Annotated in this window: 15 protein-coding genes and 1 pseudogene; 8 read left to right on the top strand and 8 right to left on the bottom strand. The window is 73.8% G+C overall.

What is annotated here, in order from left to right; translation table 11 throughout:
- Positions 1-433: 433 nt before the first annotated feature.
- On the bottom strand, positions 434-997 hold the full coding sequence (locus PATMI_RS0103160; protein WP_026909818.1) for a TetR/AcrR family transcriptional regulator: 564 nt from the start codon (positions 995-997) through the stop codon (positions 434-436).
- Positions 998-1146: 149 nt separating this feature from the next.
- Between PATMI_RS0103160 and PATMI_RS0103155 the strand changes: the two genes are divergently transcribed.
- On the top strand, positions 1147-2136 hold the full coding sequence (locus PATMI_RS0103155) for an aldo/keto reductase (protein WP_026909817.1): 990 nt from the start codon (positions 1147-1149) through the stop codon (positions 2134-2136).
- Between the two features lie 19 nt (positions 2137-2155).
- Here the strand turns inward: PATMI_RS0103155 and PATMI_RS0103150 are convergent, their stop codons facing one another.
- Positions 2156-3316: a helix-turn-helix domain-containing protein gene (locus PATMI_RS0103150; RefSeq protein WP_051472308.1), complete on the bottom strand. Its 1161-nt coding sequence runs from the start codon at positions 3314-3316 to the stop codon at positions 2156-2158.
- A 181-nt stretch (positions 3317-3497) separates the two neighbouring features.
- On the opposite strand from PATMI_RS0103150, the gene PATMI_RS0103145 reads away from it, so the two are divergent.
- The 4 genes from PATMI_RS0103145 to PATMI_RS37790 all read left to right on the top strand — a co-directional run bounded on the left by PATMI_RS0103145 (position 3498) and on the right by PATMI_RS37790 (position 9234).
- Positions 3498-5093, top strand: a complete 1596-nt coding sequence (locus PATMI_RS0103145) for a flavin-containing monooxygenase (RefSeq protein WP_026909815.1) — start codon at positions 3498-3500, stop codon at positions 5091-5093.
- Positions 5090-5938, top strand: a complete 849-nt coding sequence (locus PATMI_RS0103140; RefSeq protein WP_026909814.1) for an SDR family NAD(P)-dependent oxidoreductase — start codon at positions 5090-5092, stop codon at positions 5936-5938. Before PATMI_RS0103145 ends, PATMI_RS0103140 begins: the two co-directional genes overlap by 4 nt.
- A 118-nt stretch (positions 5939-6056) precedes the next feature.
- On the top strand, positions 6057-7445 hold the full coding sequence (locus PATMI_RS0103135; protein ID WP_051470986.1) for a MurL-like N-terminal domain-containing: 1389 nt from the start codon (positions 6057-6059) through the stop codon (positions 7443-7445).
- Positions 7446-7800: 355 nt separating this feature from the next.
- Positions 7801-9234 carry a protoporphyrinogen/coproporphyrinogen oxidase gene (locus PATMI_RS37790; RefSeq protein ID WP_026909812.1) on the top strand — a complete coding sequence of 478 codons (1434 nt, stop codon included), beginning with the start codon at positions 7801-7803 and terminating at the stop codon, positions 9232-9234.
- Positions 9235-9352: 118 nt separating this feature from the next.
- Here PATMI_RS37790 and PATMI_RS38665 read toward each other — a convergent pair.
- A pseudogene (locus PATMI_RS38665) lies at positions 9353-9835 on the bottom strand (dihydrofolate reductase family protein); the annotation flags it as partial.
- A 181-nt stretch (positions 9836-10016) separates the two neighbouring features.
- Between PATMI_RS38665 and PATMI_RS0103120 the strand changes: the two are divergent.
- Positions 10017-10616 (top strand): HD domain-containing protein, encoded by a 600-nt coding sequence (locus PATMI_RS0103120; RefSeq protein ID WP_026909810.1) that lies wholly within the window; start codon positions 10017-10019, stop codon positions 10614-10616.
- Positions 10617-10710: 94 nt separating this feature from the next.
- Here PATMI_RS0103120 and PATMI_RS0103115 read toward each other — a convergent pair whose 3' ends face one another.
- Positions 10711-11019 carry an acyl-CoA-like ligand-binding transcription factor gene (locus PATMI_RS0103115; protein WP_026909809.1) on the bottom strand — a complete coding sequence of 103 codons (309 nt, stop codon included), beginning with the start codon at positions 11017-11019 and terminating at the stop codon, positions 10711-10713.
- A 198-nt stretch (positions 11020-11217) separates the two neighbouring features.
- Between PATMI_RS0103115 and PATMI_RS36380 the strand changes: the two genes are divergently transcribed.
- Entirely contained in the window at positions 11218-11358 is a 141-nt protein-coding gene (locus PATMI_RS36380; protein ID WP_157260591.1) for a hypothetical protein, read from the top strand.
- 9 nt (positions 11359-11367) lie between these two features.
- Here the strand turns inward: PATMI_RS36380 and PATMI_RS27000 are convergent, their stop codons facing one another.
- Positions 11368-12738 carry an MFS transporter gene (locus PATMI_RS27000; RefSeq protein ID WP_051470985.1) on the bottom strand — a complete coding sequence of 457 codons (1371 nt, stop codon included), beginning with the start codon at positions 12736-12738 and terminating at the stop codon, positions 11368-11370.
- Positions 12739-12957: 219 nt separating this feature from the next.
- Between PATMI_RS27000 and PATMI_RS26995 the strand changes: the two genes are divergently transcribed.
- Positions 12958-13473 carry a response regulator gene (locus tag PATMI_RS26995; RefSeq protein WP_157260589.1) on the top strand — a complete coding sequence of 172 codons (516 nt, stop codon included), beginning with the start codon at positions 12958-12960 and terminating at the stop codon, positions 13471-13473.
- A 351-nt stretch (positions 13474-13824) separates the two neighbouring features.
- On the opposite strand, the gene PATMI_RS0103085 is transcribed toward PATMI_RS26995, so the two are convergent.
- From PATMI_RS0103085 to PATMI_RS26990, 3 genes are all read right to left on the bottom strand, one after another.
- A complete protein-coding gene (locus tag PATMI_RS0103085; protein WP_026909808.1) occupies positions 13825-14085 on the bottom strand; it encodes a GlsB/YeaQ/YmgE family stress response membrane protein in 261 nt (86 codons plus the stop codon).
- 440 nt (positions 14086-14525) lie between these two features.
- Positions 14526-15572: a hypothetical protein gene (locus PATMI_RS0103075; RefSeq protein WP_026909807.1), complete on the bottom strand. Its 1047-nt coding sequence runs from the start codon at positions 15570-15572 to the stop codon at positions 14526-14528.
- A complete protein-coding gene (locus tag PATMI_RS26990; protein ID WP_051470983.1) occupies positions 15569-16072 on the bottom strand; it encodes an RNA polymerase sigma factor in 504 nt (167 codons plus the stop codon). The genes PATMI_RS0103075 and PATMI_RS26990 overlap by 4 nt, the downstream gene beginning before the upstream one ends.
- Between the last annotated feature and the right edge of the window lie 38 nt (positions 16073-16110).

Raw genomic sequence — 16110 nt, 5'->3', positions numbered from 1 at the left:
CCCCCCCCCCCCCTTTTTCGGGGTTTTTGGGGGGCCCCCCCGGGGCCCCACCCGGGGGGGCCCCGGTTTCCCCCGCCCCCAAGGGGGGGGGGGAAAACGTTGGCCCCCCCCCCCCGGGGGGGGAGGGGGGGGGCCCCCCCCCGGGCCCCGGGGGGGCCGGGTCCCCAGGGGGCCCTTCCCCCCAGGGGGCCCCATTTTTTTTTCCCCCCGGGGGAAAAGGGGCGGGGTCCGGGGGTTGGGTCCCCGGGGGGGGGAAGGGGGCCCCCCCCCGGCCCCTTCCCCCAACCCAAAAAAAACCCCCCGGGGGGGGGGGGTTTTTTTTAATGGGCGGGGTTTCCATTGGCCCAAAGGGGGGCCCCCCTGGGGGCCGGGGGGGGGGGGGGTGGACGGCCGCGTCATGCTCCCGACCCGGCCCGGGCGAGGTGTCCGGGCGTCAGCGCGCGACGAGCCGGCGGACCGCCTCGACGATCGCCGCGCGGTGCGCCGCCAGGCGCTCGGGGTCGCGCGGGTCGCGACCGTCGGCACCGATCAGCCCGTCGGGCACGGTGAACCACGCCGACCCGAGGGTGGTGACGAAGACGACGAGGTCGACCGGGTCGAAGCCGCTCCCGCCGCCGTGCCCGGCGGACATCGCGGCGACCTTCGACGTGAAGAGCGGGCCGAAGTCCGGGCTCGAGCCGGGGCGCTCGAGCTTGCGCCAGGAACTGATCCGCGCGGCCTCGGGCCGGACGAGGAGGTAGTCGAACATCCGGGCGGCGTAGCCGGGCAGGTCGTCCTCGGTCAGCGGGACCGCGGCGCTCATCGTGCTCAGGACCGTGTCGAGCGCGGCGTCGAAGAGCCCGTCCTTGCTGCCGAAGTGCACGTAGATCAGGCGCTTGTTCGCGGACGCCGCCTCGGCGATCCGGTCGATCCGCGCGCCGGCGAGCCCGAGGGCGGAGAACTCCGCGACGGCCGCGTCGAGGATCCGGGCGCGCGTGGCGCTGGCGTCGCGGGGCACGCAGGCGAGGGTATCCCGCACGGCCGGATCCGGGAGGCGGGGACCCGGCACCCCGGAACGCCCGACCGCCGGAAGTAACCAACCGTTTCCTTCTCCGCCGGATCGCGCTACGCTGAAGTCACCAGGTAGTTACCTACTGAGGGACGCACATGCAGAAGCGCACGCTGGGAACGCAGGGACTCGAGGTCGGGGCGATCGGCCTCGGCACGATGGGGATGACGATGGCCTACGGGCCGGGCGGGGACGAGGACGCGAGCATCGCCACGATCCGCCGGGCGCACGAGCTCGGCGTCACGTTCTTCGACACCGCCGAGCTCTACGGCGGCGGCACCGGGTCCAACGAGCAGCTGCTCGGCCGGGCGGTCGCGCCGATCCGCGACGAGGTCGTGATCGCGACGAAGTTCGGCTTCGACCTGACCGACCCGTCGAAGTTCGGCGTCGCGCTGGACTCGCGGCCCGACCACATCCGGGAGGTCGCCGAGGCGAGCCTGAAGCACCTCGGCGTCGACCACCTCGACGTGCTCTACCAGCACCGGGTCGACCCGGACGTGCCGATCGAGGACGTCGCCGGCACCGTGAAGGATCTGATCGACGCGGGCAAGGTCCGGTTCTTCGGGCTGTCGGAGGCCGGGCCCGACGTGATCCGGCGCGCGCACGCGGTGCAGCCGGTCTCGGTGCTCCAGACCGAGTACTCAGTGTTCCAGCGCGAGGTCGAGGCCGACGTCCTCCCGGTGCTCCGCGAGCTCGGCATCGGCTTCGTGCCGTACTCGCCGCTCGGCCGCGGCTTCCTCACGGGCGACTTCAAGCCCGCCGCGGAGTACCCGTCCGACGACATGCGCAGCTGGGCCGCGCAGTGGCAGCCGGGCAACTACGAGAAGAACGCCGCGGCGGTCGAGCAGCTCCGCGAGCTCGCGGGCGAGAAGGGCATCACGGCTGCGCAGCTCGCGCTCGCGTGGCTCCTGGCGCAGGGCGACGACGTCGTCCCGATCCCGGGCACCCGCAGTGCCACCCGCGTCGCCGAGAACGTCGGGGCGGCGGACGTGACGCTGAGCGCGGCCGACCTCGACCGCATCCGCGAGATCGTCCCGAACGGCGCCTTCGGCGAGCGGTACCCGGAGGGCATGCTCCCGACCTGGTGAGCGCCGGGGCGGACCGGCGTCAGCGCGGCCCGAGCCACCGCACGACCTCGAGCGCCACGGCGACCTGCGTCGTCCGCCCCGTGAGCGGTGCGGGCATCAGGTCCTCCGCGCGGCCCAGGCGGTTGAGGATCGTGTTGCGGTGCGTGAACAGGAGCTCGGCGGTGCGGCTGGCGCTGAAGCCCTCGCGCACGTAGGTCCGGACGGTCTCGTGCAGGTCGTGCGGGGCGTCGGCGAGGTCGCCGAGCGTGCGCTCGGCGAACTCCCGCGCCCGCTCCTCGTCCTGCGTGGCCAGGGCCACGACCTGCACCTCGTCGTAGGTCGCCAGGCGCACGTCGTCGGCCGTCCGGTGCATCAGGCGCTGGGTGGCGAGCGCGTCGAGGTGGCTGCGGCGGAACCCGGCGACGCCGCGGGCGGTCGTCCCGATCGCGATGCGGGTGTCGGCCAGGCCGTCGAGGGCTGCGCGGACGACCGCGACGTCCGGGCCGTCCGCGCCCGGGATCCAGACCCACAGCGACGAGACGCTCGCGTTGACCGTGAACGGCGCCCGTGCCCCGCCGGCCCGGGCGAGGAGCTCGGCGGCGCGGCCGAGGACGCCCTGGTCGGGGTCGGCGCTGTCGCTGAAGACGACCGCCGCGGTGTGGGGGCGGTCCAGCGCGTACTGCAGCCGGGCGGACGCGCGGTCCTGCCCGATCGGCGCGCCGTCGAGCAGCAGGGTGACGACCTCGAGGCGCTCGGCGTGGGTGCCGCGCGTCAGGCGCTCGCGCTCCTGGCGCATCTGGCCGGTGATCGCCGCGATCGTCTCGTCGACGAACGCGAAGATCGACCGCGCCGTCACGTCGAGCAGCTCGCTGAGCTCCGCGGGGTCGGACGTCAGCGTGAAGGCCAGCGTCATCCACAGGCGCCAGGCCGCGTTCTGGCCCGTCCGGTACGCGTCGATCGTGTTGGCGTCCAGGCCGCGCCGGACGAGGTCGCGGGCGATGTTGACGACCTCCGGGCCCAGGTTCGGCGCGACCGGTGCGCCGGGGTCGCGCACGTTGGACTCGGCCCAGTGCAGGAGGTTCGCGCGATTCGCGCGGCGGATCGCCTCGACGAACGACGGGTCCGCGACGACGGCCTCGTCGGTGTGTGCGAGCGTGACGGCGTCGACCTCGCCGATCACGTCCTCGGGGGCCGAGAGCATCAGCGCGCACGCCTCGCGGATGAGCTCCGCCGTGCGGGGGCTCGGTGGATTCCAGGCCGCGGCGGTCGACACGCTCCCGACCCTACGCCCACGCTGGGCATCGTGCACAAGCAGCGGCCGTGATCCTGTGCGTCTGCCTCGGGTATTCGGGCGACCCGCGGGTCATGCTGCGAGAACGCCCATGAGCACCCCGAACGCGACCCCCGCAGATCCCGCGACCGCCGTCGAGCACGTCGACGTCCTGTTCGTCGGTGCCGGCCTGTCCGGCATCGGCGCCGCGCGCCACCTCCAGATGGGGCATCCCGACCGGACGTTCCTGCTGCTCGAGGGCCGCGAGCGGAGCGGCGGCACCTGGGACCTCTTCCGCTACCCGGGGATCCGCTCGGACTCCGACCTCTCGACGTTCGCCTACGACTTCAAGCCGTGGACCGGCGCGAAGGCGATCGCCGACGGCGAGGACATCCTCGCCTACCTGCGCGAGGCCGCCTCGGAGACCGGCGTCGACCAGCACATCCGCTACGACCACCGGGTGCAGCACGCGTCGTTCTCGACGGCCGACGCCCGCTGGACGGTCCGCGTCCTGCACGCCGGCGAGGAGCTCGAGCTGACCTGCTCCTGGCTCTTCTGCGCGTCGGGCTACTACCGCTACGACCAGGGCTTCTCGCCGACGTTCGCGGGCGCCGAGGACTTCGCCGGGCAGATCATCCATCCGCAGCTCTGGCCCGAGGACTTCGACCCGGAGGGCAAGGAGATCGTGGTCGTCGGCTCCGGTGCCACCGCCGTGACGCTCGTCCCCGCCCTCGCGAAGCAGGGTGCGCACGTGACGATGCTGCAGCGCTCGCCGTCCTACGTGCTGCCGCTCCCGTCGACCGACCCGATCGGCGATCGCTTCCGCACGTGGTTCGGCGACGTCCGCGGCCACAAGCTGACCCGGCAGAAGAACATCGAGCAGCAGCGGATCCTCTACGCGTTCTGCCAGCGCTTTCCCGGCCGTGCGCGCAAGTGGATCCGCAGCATCAACAAGAAGTACCTGCCCGAGCACGTCGACGTCGACGTCCACTTCAACCCGACGTACGACCCGTGGGACCAGCGCCTCTGCGCCGTGCCGCACGGCGACCTCTTCCGCGCGTTCCAGAAGCGCACGGCCGACATCGTCACCGACGGCATCGAGCGCTTCACCGAGAAGGGCGTCCTGACGACGTCGGGCACCGAGATCCCCGCCGACGTCATCGTCACCGCGACGGGCCTGAACCTGCTGCTCTTCGGGAACATGACGCTCGACGTGGACGGCGAGCCCGTCGACGTCCCGAGCACCCTGGCCTACAAGGGCTTCATGGGCTCCGGCGTCCCGAACTTCTCGTTCGCGATCGGCTACACGAACTCGTCGTGGACGCTGAAGATCGATCTCGTCTGCCGGTACCTCAACCGCGTGCTGGCGCACATGGACGAGCACGACTTCGCGATCGCGGTGCCGGTCAACGACACCCCCGGCATGGCGACGAAGCCGCTCCTCGACTTCAAGGCCGGCTACGTCATGCGCTCGCTCGACCAGATGCCGAAGCAGGGCGCGGACGCCCCGTGGCAGCTGGCGATGAGCTACCGCGAGGACGAGAAGCACCTGCGCAAGGGCGCGGTCTCCGACGGGGTGCTGCGGTTCGCCCGGCGCGGCGGCTCGCTGCCCGTGTCGTTCGCCGCCGGGCCCATCGCGAGCACGACCGCCGGCACCCCCGCCCCGACGGGCGCCGCCGCCCCGGCCGATGCGCAGGTCGCCGCATGAGCAAGACCGACGGCAAGGTCTGCGCGATCACCGGCGCCGGCTCCGGCATCGGCCGGGCGCTCGCGCTCCTGCTGGCCGGCAAGGGCGCACGACTGGCGCTCTCGGACGTGAACGCCGCGGGCATCGAGGAGACCGCGGCGCTGGCCCGGAAGGCCGGTGCCCCGGACGTCCTCCTGACGACGCTGAACGTCGCCGACCGCGAAGCGTTCTTCGCCTGGGCCGCCGAGGTGGTGGCGCACTTCGGCGTCGTCCACCAGATCTACAACAACGCCGGCGTGGCGCACTCGCGTCCCGTGCTCGAGTCCGAGTGGGAGGACTACGAGCGCGTCCTCTCGATCAACCTCTTCGGCGTCATCCACGGCACCCAGGCGTTCCTGCCGCACCTGATCGCGTCGGGCGACGGCCACGTCGTCAACGTCTCGTCGCTGAACGGCATCATGGCCCAGCCCGAGATGAGCCACTACTGCGCGTCGAAGTACGCGGTGCGCGGCTTCACCGAGTGCCTGCGGATGGAGATGGAGGAGGCCCGCCACCCCGTCGGCGTCACCTCGATCCACCCGGGCGGCATCAAGACGAACATCAGCTCCGCCGCCCTGCAGCACGCCCGGGACAGCGGCGCGGAGATCACCGCCAAGCACGAGGCCCGCGACAAGCTGTACCGCGAGAAGCTCCTGAAGATGGACCCGGCCGAGGCCGCCAGGGTCATCGTCAAGGGCGTCGAGGCCGGCAAGGTCCGCGTCCTCGTCGGCAACGACGCGAAGGCGATGGACGCCGTCGTGCGCGCGATCCCGTCGAGCTACGGCAAGGTCCTGCTGGCGGCGACGAAGCGGATGATGAAGTCGTAGGTCCGGTGCCGGCCAGCCCTGTGCGTCCCGGGTCCGGGCCGCGCCGGACCGCGACGAGGCACCGGGCACCCGCAGCCCGTGCCGGAGATGCCTCGAACCGGCCGGGTACCCTGGAGGGGTGACGCTCGACGCCGCAGCGGCCCCCTCGGCCACCCCGTTTCACCCCCGCGCGATCAAGGCGTTCCGGTTCGTCGCGCGGTCGATCAGCGCCGAGGGGCGCGTGCGACTGGAGTACGCGCTCGACGACGTCGAGACGCTCGTCGAGACCTTCGACATCCCGCTGCAGGACGGCGCGACCGTCGACCCGGACGCGCTCGGCCCGATCCTCGACCTCCTGCACTGGGCGGCGGGCGTCAGCTACTACAAGATGGCCGCACCGCCCGAGGTGGTCTGCGAGACCGGGGCCCCGCCGCCGGCCACCGCGGAGCTCCTCGAGGCCCTGTACTCCGAGGGCCTCGGCGAGTTCGCCTACGAGAACCGCGACCGGCTCGACGGCATCCCGCGGCCGACGTTCCCGCGCGGCCCCGCCCGGGGTGGGAAGCCCGGCGACGCCGGGCAGCCGACGCGCGTCCTCGTCCCCGTCGGCGGCGGAAAGGACTCGATCGTCGCGCTCGAGACCGTCAGGCGCTCCGGCCTCGACCTCGCCCTGTTCGTCGTCAACGCGCTGCCGCCGATGCACCGCACCGCCGAGGTCGCGGGCCTGCCGATGCTCGAGGTCCGCCGCGGGCTGCCGCTGGACGACTTCCGCCGCCTGAACGGGTCGGGCGCCCTGAACGGCCACGTCCCGATCACCGCGATCATCAGCTGCGTCGCGCTGCTCACCGCGAAGATCAACGGCTACGACGCGATCGCGATCGCGAACGAGCGGTCCGCGTCGGTCGGCAACCTCGTCCACGACGGCATCGAGGTCAACCACCAGTTCAGCAAGAGCCGTCGCGCGGAGGGCCTGCTGCGCGCCGCCGCGGCCGAGGCGCTCCCCGACGTCGACCTCTTCTCGATCCTGCGCCCGGCCTCGGAGCTCGGGATCGCCCGGGCCTTCGCGCAGCGGTACCCGCAGTACCACCACGCGTTCACCAGCTGCAACCGGAACTTCCACACCGACCCGGCGCTGCGCGGCGGTCAGGCGTGGTGCCGCGACTGCCCGAAGTGCCGGTTCGTCGCCCTGATGCTCGCGCCGCACCTGGAGCCCGACGCCCTCGCCGAGATCCTCGGCGGCGCGATCCTCGACGACGACGCCCAGTACGAGGGCTTCGCGCTCCTCACCGCGACGGGCGGCCACAAGCCGTTCGAGTGCGTCGGCGAGGAGGAGGAGTCGCTCGCGGCGATCGAGTTGCTCGCGGAGGATCCCCGCTGGCGCGACCAGCGGGTCGTGCGACGGCTGATCACCGACGCGCTCGACGTCCACGGACGAGACGCCGGGCGGGCGGAGGCGTTCTTCGCGCTGGGCGATGAGCACGACGTGCCGGACGTGCTGCTCGAGCACGTGCGGGCGGTGCTCGGGGAGTAGCGCGGACCGGTCCGGGGATCGGCGCCGCCCGGGTCGCCGGGGTCGTCGGGCCCGCGACCGCCGGCCTCAGCACCCCGAAGCCCGGCGCGGTCGGCTTCCGCACGAGCCATCGCGAGGCCGTCGACGCGCTCAGGATCGGCCTGCGCGGCACGCCGGCCGTCACCCCGTACGACGAGATCGCCCTGGTCGCCGCGCTCTGCACCGATCCCGAGCGCGCCCGCGCGCTCGTGCAGCGCGAGATCGGGCCGCGCCTCGGCGACTCCGCCGCCGTTGTCGTCCGGCGACAAACGCGGCCCGACGATTCCTCCCCGGCCGCGTTTGTCCCGGCGCATCCCCTCGACGTAGGGTCGGCACCATGAAGACAGCGGTCATCGGAGGCGGTCCGGCCGGGTGCGCGGCGGCGTACTCGCTCGGCAAGCGCGGGCATCAGGTCGTGCTCCTGGAGGCCCAGGAGCAGGTCGGCGGGCGGACGCAGCAGAAGCAGCGCGAGGGCTTCAACCTCGGGTCCGGCGCGCTGTTCCTGATGGGCGGCATCTACCCGCGCACGAACGCGATCCTGAAGGAGCTCGGCAAGCACCGCGAGCTCGTGCCGTGGGACGCCCGCACGCACGTGATCGACGCCGACGGGCAGAAGTACGAGGTCGGCTTCGACCAGGTCCTGAGCTTCCTCAAGCTGCCCGTGTTCTCCGTCAAGGACAAGCTCCGGATCGCCGCGGGCGTCGCGTCGCAGCTCGTGCAGCGCGGCCCGAAGTCGTGCTTCGACGGGGCGGACCTCGCGCGCTACGACCGCGGCGAGACGCTCGAGACCTGGTCGCGGCGCGTCCTCGGGAACAAGGGCCACGACTACATCACGGTCCCGTACATGGGCTTCCTCTACGCGGTCCCGATGTCGTGGCTGTCGACGTCCCTCTTCCAGGCGATCCTGCAGCAGTTCTACAAGCTCAAGCTCTCCGTGCCGCCCGGCGGCATCGGGCAGATCTCGGACTGGCTCGTCGCCGGGACGCCGAACCTCGACGTCCGCACGAACGCGCCGGTCGAGGCCCTGGTGCGGACCGCCTCCGGCTGGGCGGTGACCGCCGGCGGCGAGGTCCACGAGGTCGATCAGGTGGTCCTGGCGACGGAGCCCGGCGTCAGCGCCGACCTGCTCCAGGGGATCGTCCGGGACGAGGCGGTCGTGAAGCTCCGCGGCTGCCGGTACTCGGAGTACGCGCACGCCCAGGTCTGCTGGAAGACGAACCCCTACCCCGGTGAGCGCATCAGCGTGGCGCTGCCCGCCAACCAGCCGGACGCTGCCTGGGGTGCCGCCGTGCTGCAGAGCCACCGCCACCCCGGGACGGTGCCGCCCGGCGGTGAGGCCGTCGGCGTCTACTTCTACACGCCGCCGCTCGAGACGATGACCGACGAGCAGATCGAGCGGGCCGCGATCGACGCCGCGGTCCAGGCGTACGGTCCCGCGCCCGAGCCGGACTTCGTCGAGCTCTTCCACTACAAGCGGGGCCTGTCGATCGCCGGGCCGGGCCACTACGCGACCCTCAACTCGGTCCACGCCGACATGCCGCGTGGCATCGCGCTGGCGGGCGACTACTTCGCGCACGCCGGCGTGGAGGCCGCGATCCTGAGCGGCGAGCAGGCCGTCGGCCGCCTGGGGGAGGGCGCGACCGTGGAGCAGCTCGCGGCGCTCGGCCGGGCACCAGAGATGCTCGACGCCTCGGCGGTCGCGACCGCCCCCGAGCCCGTGGCCGTGCAGCGGGCCCGCGCGAAGGACGGTGGGCCGGACGGCCTCGGCTGACGCTCCTGGCCCGCTCAGCCTCGATCCACCGCGTACCGACGACGAGGTTGCCGCTGCCGTCGAACGTCTGCGTGCCGAGCAGCTGCAGGTTCGTCGCCGTCCCCTCCGGGAACGCCGGGGTCCCGCCGCCGAGGACCACGGGGCCGACGACCAGGTGGACCTCGTCGACCAGGCCGGCGGCGAGGAGGTCGTTCCAGAGGGTCCGGCTGCCGAAGACGAGGATGTCGCCGCCGTCCTGCTCCTTCAGTGCCCGGACCGCGACGTGGGCGTCGGCGCGAGGGACGACGCGGGTGGTGTCCTGCCAGGCGCCGGCCTGCTCGGGGGTCAGGGAGTCCGAGACGACGACCTTGTCGATGGCGTTGTCGCGGCGGGAGATCTCGCGCTGGTCGTCGGAGGCCTCCCGGTTGTCGACCACGCCGGGCCAGAAGCCGCTGAACATCGACAACGTCGTGGCGCCCAGGAGGAGCGTGTCGGCGGTGCGGAGCCGCTCGGCGTTGTAGGCGTCGAAGGCGTGGTCCATCGGGAGGGCCATGACGTTGCCGCCCGGGCCCTCGGAGTAGCCGTCGGCGGAGACGATGTTGGTGACGATGAGCTTGCGCATGAGGGGGGTTCTCGGTCTCTGGTCTGTCGGGGTGTCGGCCGCGGTGTGGGGCCGTTCACCCGGAGAGCGGAGCCGTTCACCCGGAGAGCGGAGCCGACGGGCGGTTCTCGACATCATCCGCGCGACGAATCTCGACCACCCGCCGGATGCCCCCCCCGCGGACGCCGGATAGCGTGCGCCCATGACGCCGACCGATGCCGACGAGCTGTGCCGCACCGACGCGGAGCGCGCCTGCCTCGCGGCGCTCCGCGACGGCGCCGGCGGGGTCGGGAGCCCGATGGAGCTCCACTGCGTCCGGCAGTTCGTGCTCTGCGAACGCCTCGCCGGCGACCGCGCCTTCGACCGCGAGCTCCTGCTCTGCGCGTGCTGGCTCCACGACGCCGGGCTGAGCACCGCGAGCGACGCGCCGTACGTGACGGAGGGTGCGCTGCTCGTCGAGCGGGTGCTCGAGCCGTTCGGCTGGCCCGCGGAGCGGCTGCAGCGCTGCATGGACGCGTGCGAGCAGCACCACGCCCCGCGGTCGCGGATGGCCATGGGGCTCGAGGTCGAGCTCGTGCGGCGGTCGGACCTCATCGACGTCAGCGCGGGGATCGTCGCGTTCGGCCTCGAGCGCCGATGGATCCGCAGCCTGTTCGCCCGGTTCCCGCGGACGGGCTTCTACCCCGCGCTCGCCGGGCTCGTCGTGGAGGAGCTCCGGACGCGCCCCCGGAGCCTCTGGGGCGTCTTCGTCGCGCCGCGCCGGACGCTCGCCCGGCAGGGCGGGTCGACCGCGAGCCGCTGAGCCGACGCCGGGCCCTCGCGGTCGGCCACGGCCGTCGCGCGCCCGGGCGATGCCCGGCCACTCCGCCGGTGCAGGTCCTGGCCGCGCCGCGCCGTCAGTCGCCGTCCGCGGACACCGCCGCGAGCGTCGCCCGCAGCAGGTCGAAGCCCTCGGCCACGAGCGCCTCCACGTCCTGCGGGTCGTCCCGCAGCGCGATCGACCCGAGGCGCCAGAGGAACGCCATCGCCGCGCCGCCGAAGATCTGCGGGCCCATGTCGTCCTCCGACACCCCGAACTGGGCCGCGACCGCGAGGGCGAGCGCGGACTGCAGGGTCTCGAAGTACTGGCGGTCGCGGGCCCGGAGCTCCGGGTCGTGCTCGATCGCGGTGCGCCGGAGACGCGCGATCTCCGGGTCCGGCGCCACGTGCTCGGTCCGCTCCTCGTCGATCCAGGCCTGCAGCCGGTCGACGACGTCGCCCGACCCGGAGCGCAGGTGCGAGACGCCCCGGCGCCGGCGCTCAGCGGCGACTGACGCGGATGGCCGGCCGGGCGGCGGGCGCGCCGTCCGGCTCGTCGGTCCGCCTCCGCGCCCCGGGACGCCCTGCGCCCTACCGTCCCCGCGATGGGCGCTCCCGGGCCGGACTCCTCGTTCGACGCCGTCGTCGTGGGCTTCGGCCTCGCGGGTCTCGCCGTGCTCGAGATCCGCGGGCAGGCCGCGCGGATCGCGGAGCGGATCGGGGCGACCGCGGCGGGCAGTCGCTGAGCGCCGCGCTCAGGCCTGCGTCGCGACCTCGTGCCCGCCCTGCCCGTGCGTCCCGGCGTCCGCCGGCGCCTCGGTCGTGGCGTGGCCGGGCTGCCGCAGCGCCGTCCAGATCAGGCCGGCGACGACGAGCATGATCACGGCGCCGACGACCGCGACGACCGCCATCCCGTCGAGCGTCGTGGCCTGCGCCGTGCCGAGGCTGCCGAGGAGGGCGATGCCCAGCGCGCCGCCGAGCTCGTTGCACGTCTGGGCGGTGCCCGACGCCGCGCCGGTGGCCTCCGGCGGGGCGGCCGACAGGATCATGTTCATCCCGAGCGTCACCAGCGGCGCGACGCCGAACTGGACGACGAGGACGACGAGCGAGACCACGAGCGGCGGGGTCGCCTCGTGCAGCAGGCTGAGCGCCGCCAGGCCGGCCACCATGATCAGTGCGCCACCGGCCATCAGGACGGCCGGCTGGACCGTCGTCGCGAGCTTCGGGACGATCACCATCGTGCCCGCCGTCATCGCGACGAGGCCCGGGAGCGACCACAGCGCGGCGGTCAGCGGCGAGAGGCCGAGCGTCAGCTGCAGGTACTGGTTGACGAAGAAGAAGACGCCGAACATCACGAACGTCGTGAGGCTGTTGCTCAGGAGCGCGACCGAGAACGTCCGGCGGCGGAAGAGGTCGAGGTTCAGGAGCGGCTGCGGGGTCGTCCGCTGGCGCCGCAGGAACAGGCCGCCGATCACGACGCCGACCGCGAGGACGACGAACGGCACCGCGTCGTGGTCGCCGCGGGCGATCACCTTGATCGCGTAGGTCATCGCCAGCACGGAGGTCACGAGCAGCACCGCGCTGGGCAGCTCGACCTTCGCGCCGTCCGGGTTCGCGGACTCGGGGACCAGGCGCGGGACCGCGAGCAGGACGGCGATCATCGCGGGCACGTTGATGAGGAAGACGGCGTGCCAGCTGGAGACGTCGAGGAGGACGCCGCCGAGGATCGGGCCGAGCGCCGCGCCGCCGGTGAACCCGAGCGAGATCAGGCCGATCGCCTTCATCCGGTCGTCGGGGTGGGGGAACATCGAGAACAGCAGCGCCATCGTCGACGGGATCAGCGTCGCGCCGGCGATGCCCTGCAGTCCACGGGCGACGATCAGCATCTCGGGGTTCTGCGAGCAGGCCGCGAGGATCGAGGCGGAGCCGAACGCGGCGGAGCCCCAGAGCAGGACCCGGCGGCGGCCGATGCGGTCGCCGAGGGTGCCCATGACGATCAGCGCGCCGGCGATCAGGAAGCCGTAGACGTCGGTGATCCAGAGCAGCTCGGTCGAGCTGGGGCGGAGGTCCGCACGCAGCGACGGGACCGCGAGGAAGAGGACGCTGAGGTCCATCACCACGAGCATGCAGGGCAACATGAGCGCGGCGACGCCGAGCCATTCTCGGCGCCCGGCGCGGGGCGGGGGCGGGGAAGCGAAAGCGGTGGAGTCGAGCATGTCCTGAAGACCCGGGCGGGTCCCGGAACTCATCGGCGGGGGCGTCCGCGCGTGGGACGACCGGGTCCTGACCCTGTGCGGCTGCTCCCGCAGGCCGTACGCGATGCGTCCGATCCGTCCGCTGCGGCGATGAACCTGATGAGGCGTGAGGTCACCGGGACGTCCCCGGTCGTGGTGACCGTCGCGCAGCCCATGGACCCCACCCCCGGTGCCCCCACGCCGGCGCGCGAGATCTTCGCCCTCCGGCGGGTCTCCGTCGTGCTCGCCGCCGACAACGACCGCTTCCGCGCAGGGATGGTCCGTGCCCTGCGCCGACGCGCGGACACCGAGCTCCTGTGCGAGGTCCCGGCCGGCCGCGCGGCGCTCGCGGCGGCCCGCGAGTTCCGGCCGGACGTCCTGGTGGTCGACGACCGCCTGCCGGGGCTCTCCGGCCCCGAGGTCGCGCGGGCGGTGGCGACGGACCCCGACCTGCGACGCGTGCGGATCCTGATCCTCTCCGCGGGGAACCGGGACGCCGAGCGCGACCGCGCCCGGCTGGCCGGTGCCCTCGACCTCGTCGACAAGTCCCGGACGAGGGACGAGCTGTGCGACACGATCGTCGCGGCGGCGCGCACGCCGCCGCGCTCGTGGCACCTGCTGGCGTGAGGCGCGCTACGCGGCCATGCCGCCCGAGGCCTCGATCCGCTGGCCGGTGACCCAGCGGCTGCGGCTGGCGAAGAGCCCGGCGATCACGGGACCGATGTCCTCGGCGACGGCGACGCGGCCCAGCGGCGTCAGGGCCGCGATCGCCGCGTTGATCTCCGGGGTGTCGCGGGGTCGACCCCGGCGAGGACCTCGGCGGCGGTGGTCGTGGCGTCGAACGGCGTGCGGAGCATGCGTCGAACGTAGCCACCGGCGACGGGCACCCCGGCGCGCACGGCGCTCTGCTTCGCCCGGCCGCGGGCCGCGGGCGCCGCCGCGCCGCACGGTGGTGCGGCCCGGCGGCGGAGGTGCGGCTCAGCGGGCCGCGCTGCGCCCGGCGACCGCCCGGTAGGCGAAGAGCACCACGACGACGCCGATCACGGCACTGAGGAGACCACCGAGGTCGAAGGCGTCGTCGTCGCCGATCCCGAGACCCTTGGTGAAGATGAAGTAGCCGACCAGGGCGCCGACGAGGCCGAGGCCGATGGTGCCGAGGATGCCACCGGGCTGCTTGCCGGGGACCAGCAGCTTGCCGAGTGCGCCGGCGACGAGGCCGAGGATGAGTGCGCCGATCATGGGGACCGTCTTTCGTTGGGGACCCCGTGGCTACCCGCGGTTCCGGCGCGGAACCTGCGGGTCAAACGGACGTCCAGTCAGGCGGTCGGGCCGCCCGCGCCGGCCCTCAGAGGCGGCGGTCGGTACGTGACCGCGGCTGCCACTCGACGGTCGGGCCGGTCGCGACGCCGGGCTCGACGTGCGGGCGGGTCACGCCGAGCGCGGTGACGCGCGGGAGAGCCCACGACTCGGCCGACGCGGCACGGGTCGAGGTGGACGAGGCGGGGACGAACGGTGTCATCGGGGGAGTGCGCCGGCCGGTCGGGGGATGCCGGCGCTGAGCCCCCTGAACCCACCTCCGCGGCGTCGCAATCCTCGCTGCGTGAGATCCACGCCGTCCAGCGCGCACGGGTCCCCGGTCCGGTCCTCAGCGGTCGTCCTCGCGGAAGGTGGTCCGACGCCTACGGGCGCGCCGTCTCCGAACCGACGTACGCCGAGCGCAGCACCGTCTCGGTCGTGGTCGTGCTGGCGCCCCCGTCGGGGGCCGGCGTCGGGACGGTCGACCACTCGAGGATCTCGTCGCGCTGGGGGTCGGTGATCACCCGGAGGCCCCGCACGCCCAGCAGCGTCTGCTCGCCGGGGTAGTCCAGGTCGAGGATCTGGCCCCTCCGGCCGTCGGCGTCGGTCCCGATGCCGCGCGACCGCGCGTGGGGGTCGGTCCGCAGAACGTCGAGGAACGCCGCCCGCTGCTGCGTGGTCAGCCGGGCGTTCACCAGCAGTCCGACGATCGAGTAGCCGACGAACGCGTCGTCGGACGCGGAGCCCGACCTGCGCGGCTGACCGGCACCGCGGCCCTCCGCCGCCCACCGGTTCGTCCGGATGCCGTCACGGAGCGCGGCGGAGATCGCGTCCCGGTCCGTCGGCAGCTCCGCGGGGTCGAGGGTGGCCAGCGGTCCGTCCCCGTAGAGGAACGGGCCGTCGGTCGGCGTGCCCGCCGGGCGGAACGTGCCGGCGATCCGGCGCGACAGCGAGGCGTCTCCGGTGATCGTGACCGGCCCCTGGATCGTCCGCTCCCGGCCCTTCCAGCCGGCGCTCACCCACGACTCGGCGGTCTGCTGCGACCGCAGGGTGCCGGTCCGATCGCCCTGTCGGGAGACGTAGGTGGTGACGTCCCGGACCCGTGCGTAGCGGAACGGTCCGTCGCGGACCGGGGGCACCTCCGACGCCAGGGCGCTCGGGGTCGCGAGGGACCCGAGCGGCGACGACGAGCGGGAACCCGGGTCGTCGGTGGCCGGGAGCAGCGCGATGCCGACGCCGACGGCGGCGGTGGCGGTCGCGATCGCGCCGAGCGTCCGGCGCCTCGTGCGGTGGGCCGGGGCGGCGGTCGCGAGGCGACGACGCAGGGTCGCCACCTCGTGGGCCTCGGGCCGGGCGGCGCGCAGGGCGCTCAGGGCGTCGCGGACGTCCTGGTCGTCGGGGGCGGGCCGGGTGGTGCTGTCGGTGGTCATCGGTGGTCCTCGTCGAGTCGGGTGCGCACGGCGTCGCGGCCGCGCGAGAGCAGGGAGCGGACCGTCGCCGGACGGCACCGCAGGATCCGGGCGATCTCCTCGTCGGGGAGGTCGTGCACGTAGCGGAGGGTCAGCGCCGCCTTCTGCCGGGCAGGCAGACCGCGGAGCAGCGCGGTCGCGTCGCCGACGGCCTCGGCCGGCCCGGCGGGCGGGACCTCCCGCGCGCCGTGGTCGCGTTCCGCCGACCGTCGCCTCCGCGTCCGACCGGCCTCGCGGATCGCCGCGCGGATCGCGATCGTCCGGACCCAGGCGTCGAGCGCGCCGGGATCGCGCAGAGCGCGGCGGCGGGTCAGGGCCCGGACCGCGACCTCCTGCGCGACGTCCGCGGCCGCCTCGCGGTCACGGAGCACGCCGAGCGCGCACCGGAACGCGACGGCGAGGACCCGTTCGGCGTCGTCGTCGGGACGGGCGCGGGCCGTCGTGGGCATCGTTGCGCTCACCGCGGTCACGGTGAGGACCTCTCGTTGGTGTTCATGAC

The organism is Patulibacter minatonensis DSM 18081 (assembly GCF_000519325.1).
GTDB classification, from domain to species: domain Bacteria; phylum Actinomycetota; class Thermoleophilia; order Solirubrobacterales; family Solirubrobacteraceae; genus Patulibacter; species Patulibacter minatonensis.
The sequence above is the reverse complement of the archived record's forward strand: the minus strand, read 5'-3'. Positions and strand labels throughout refer to the sequence as shown.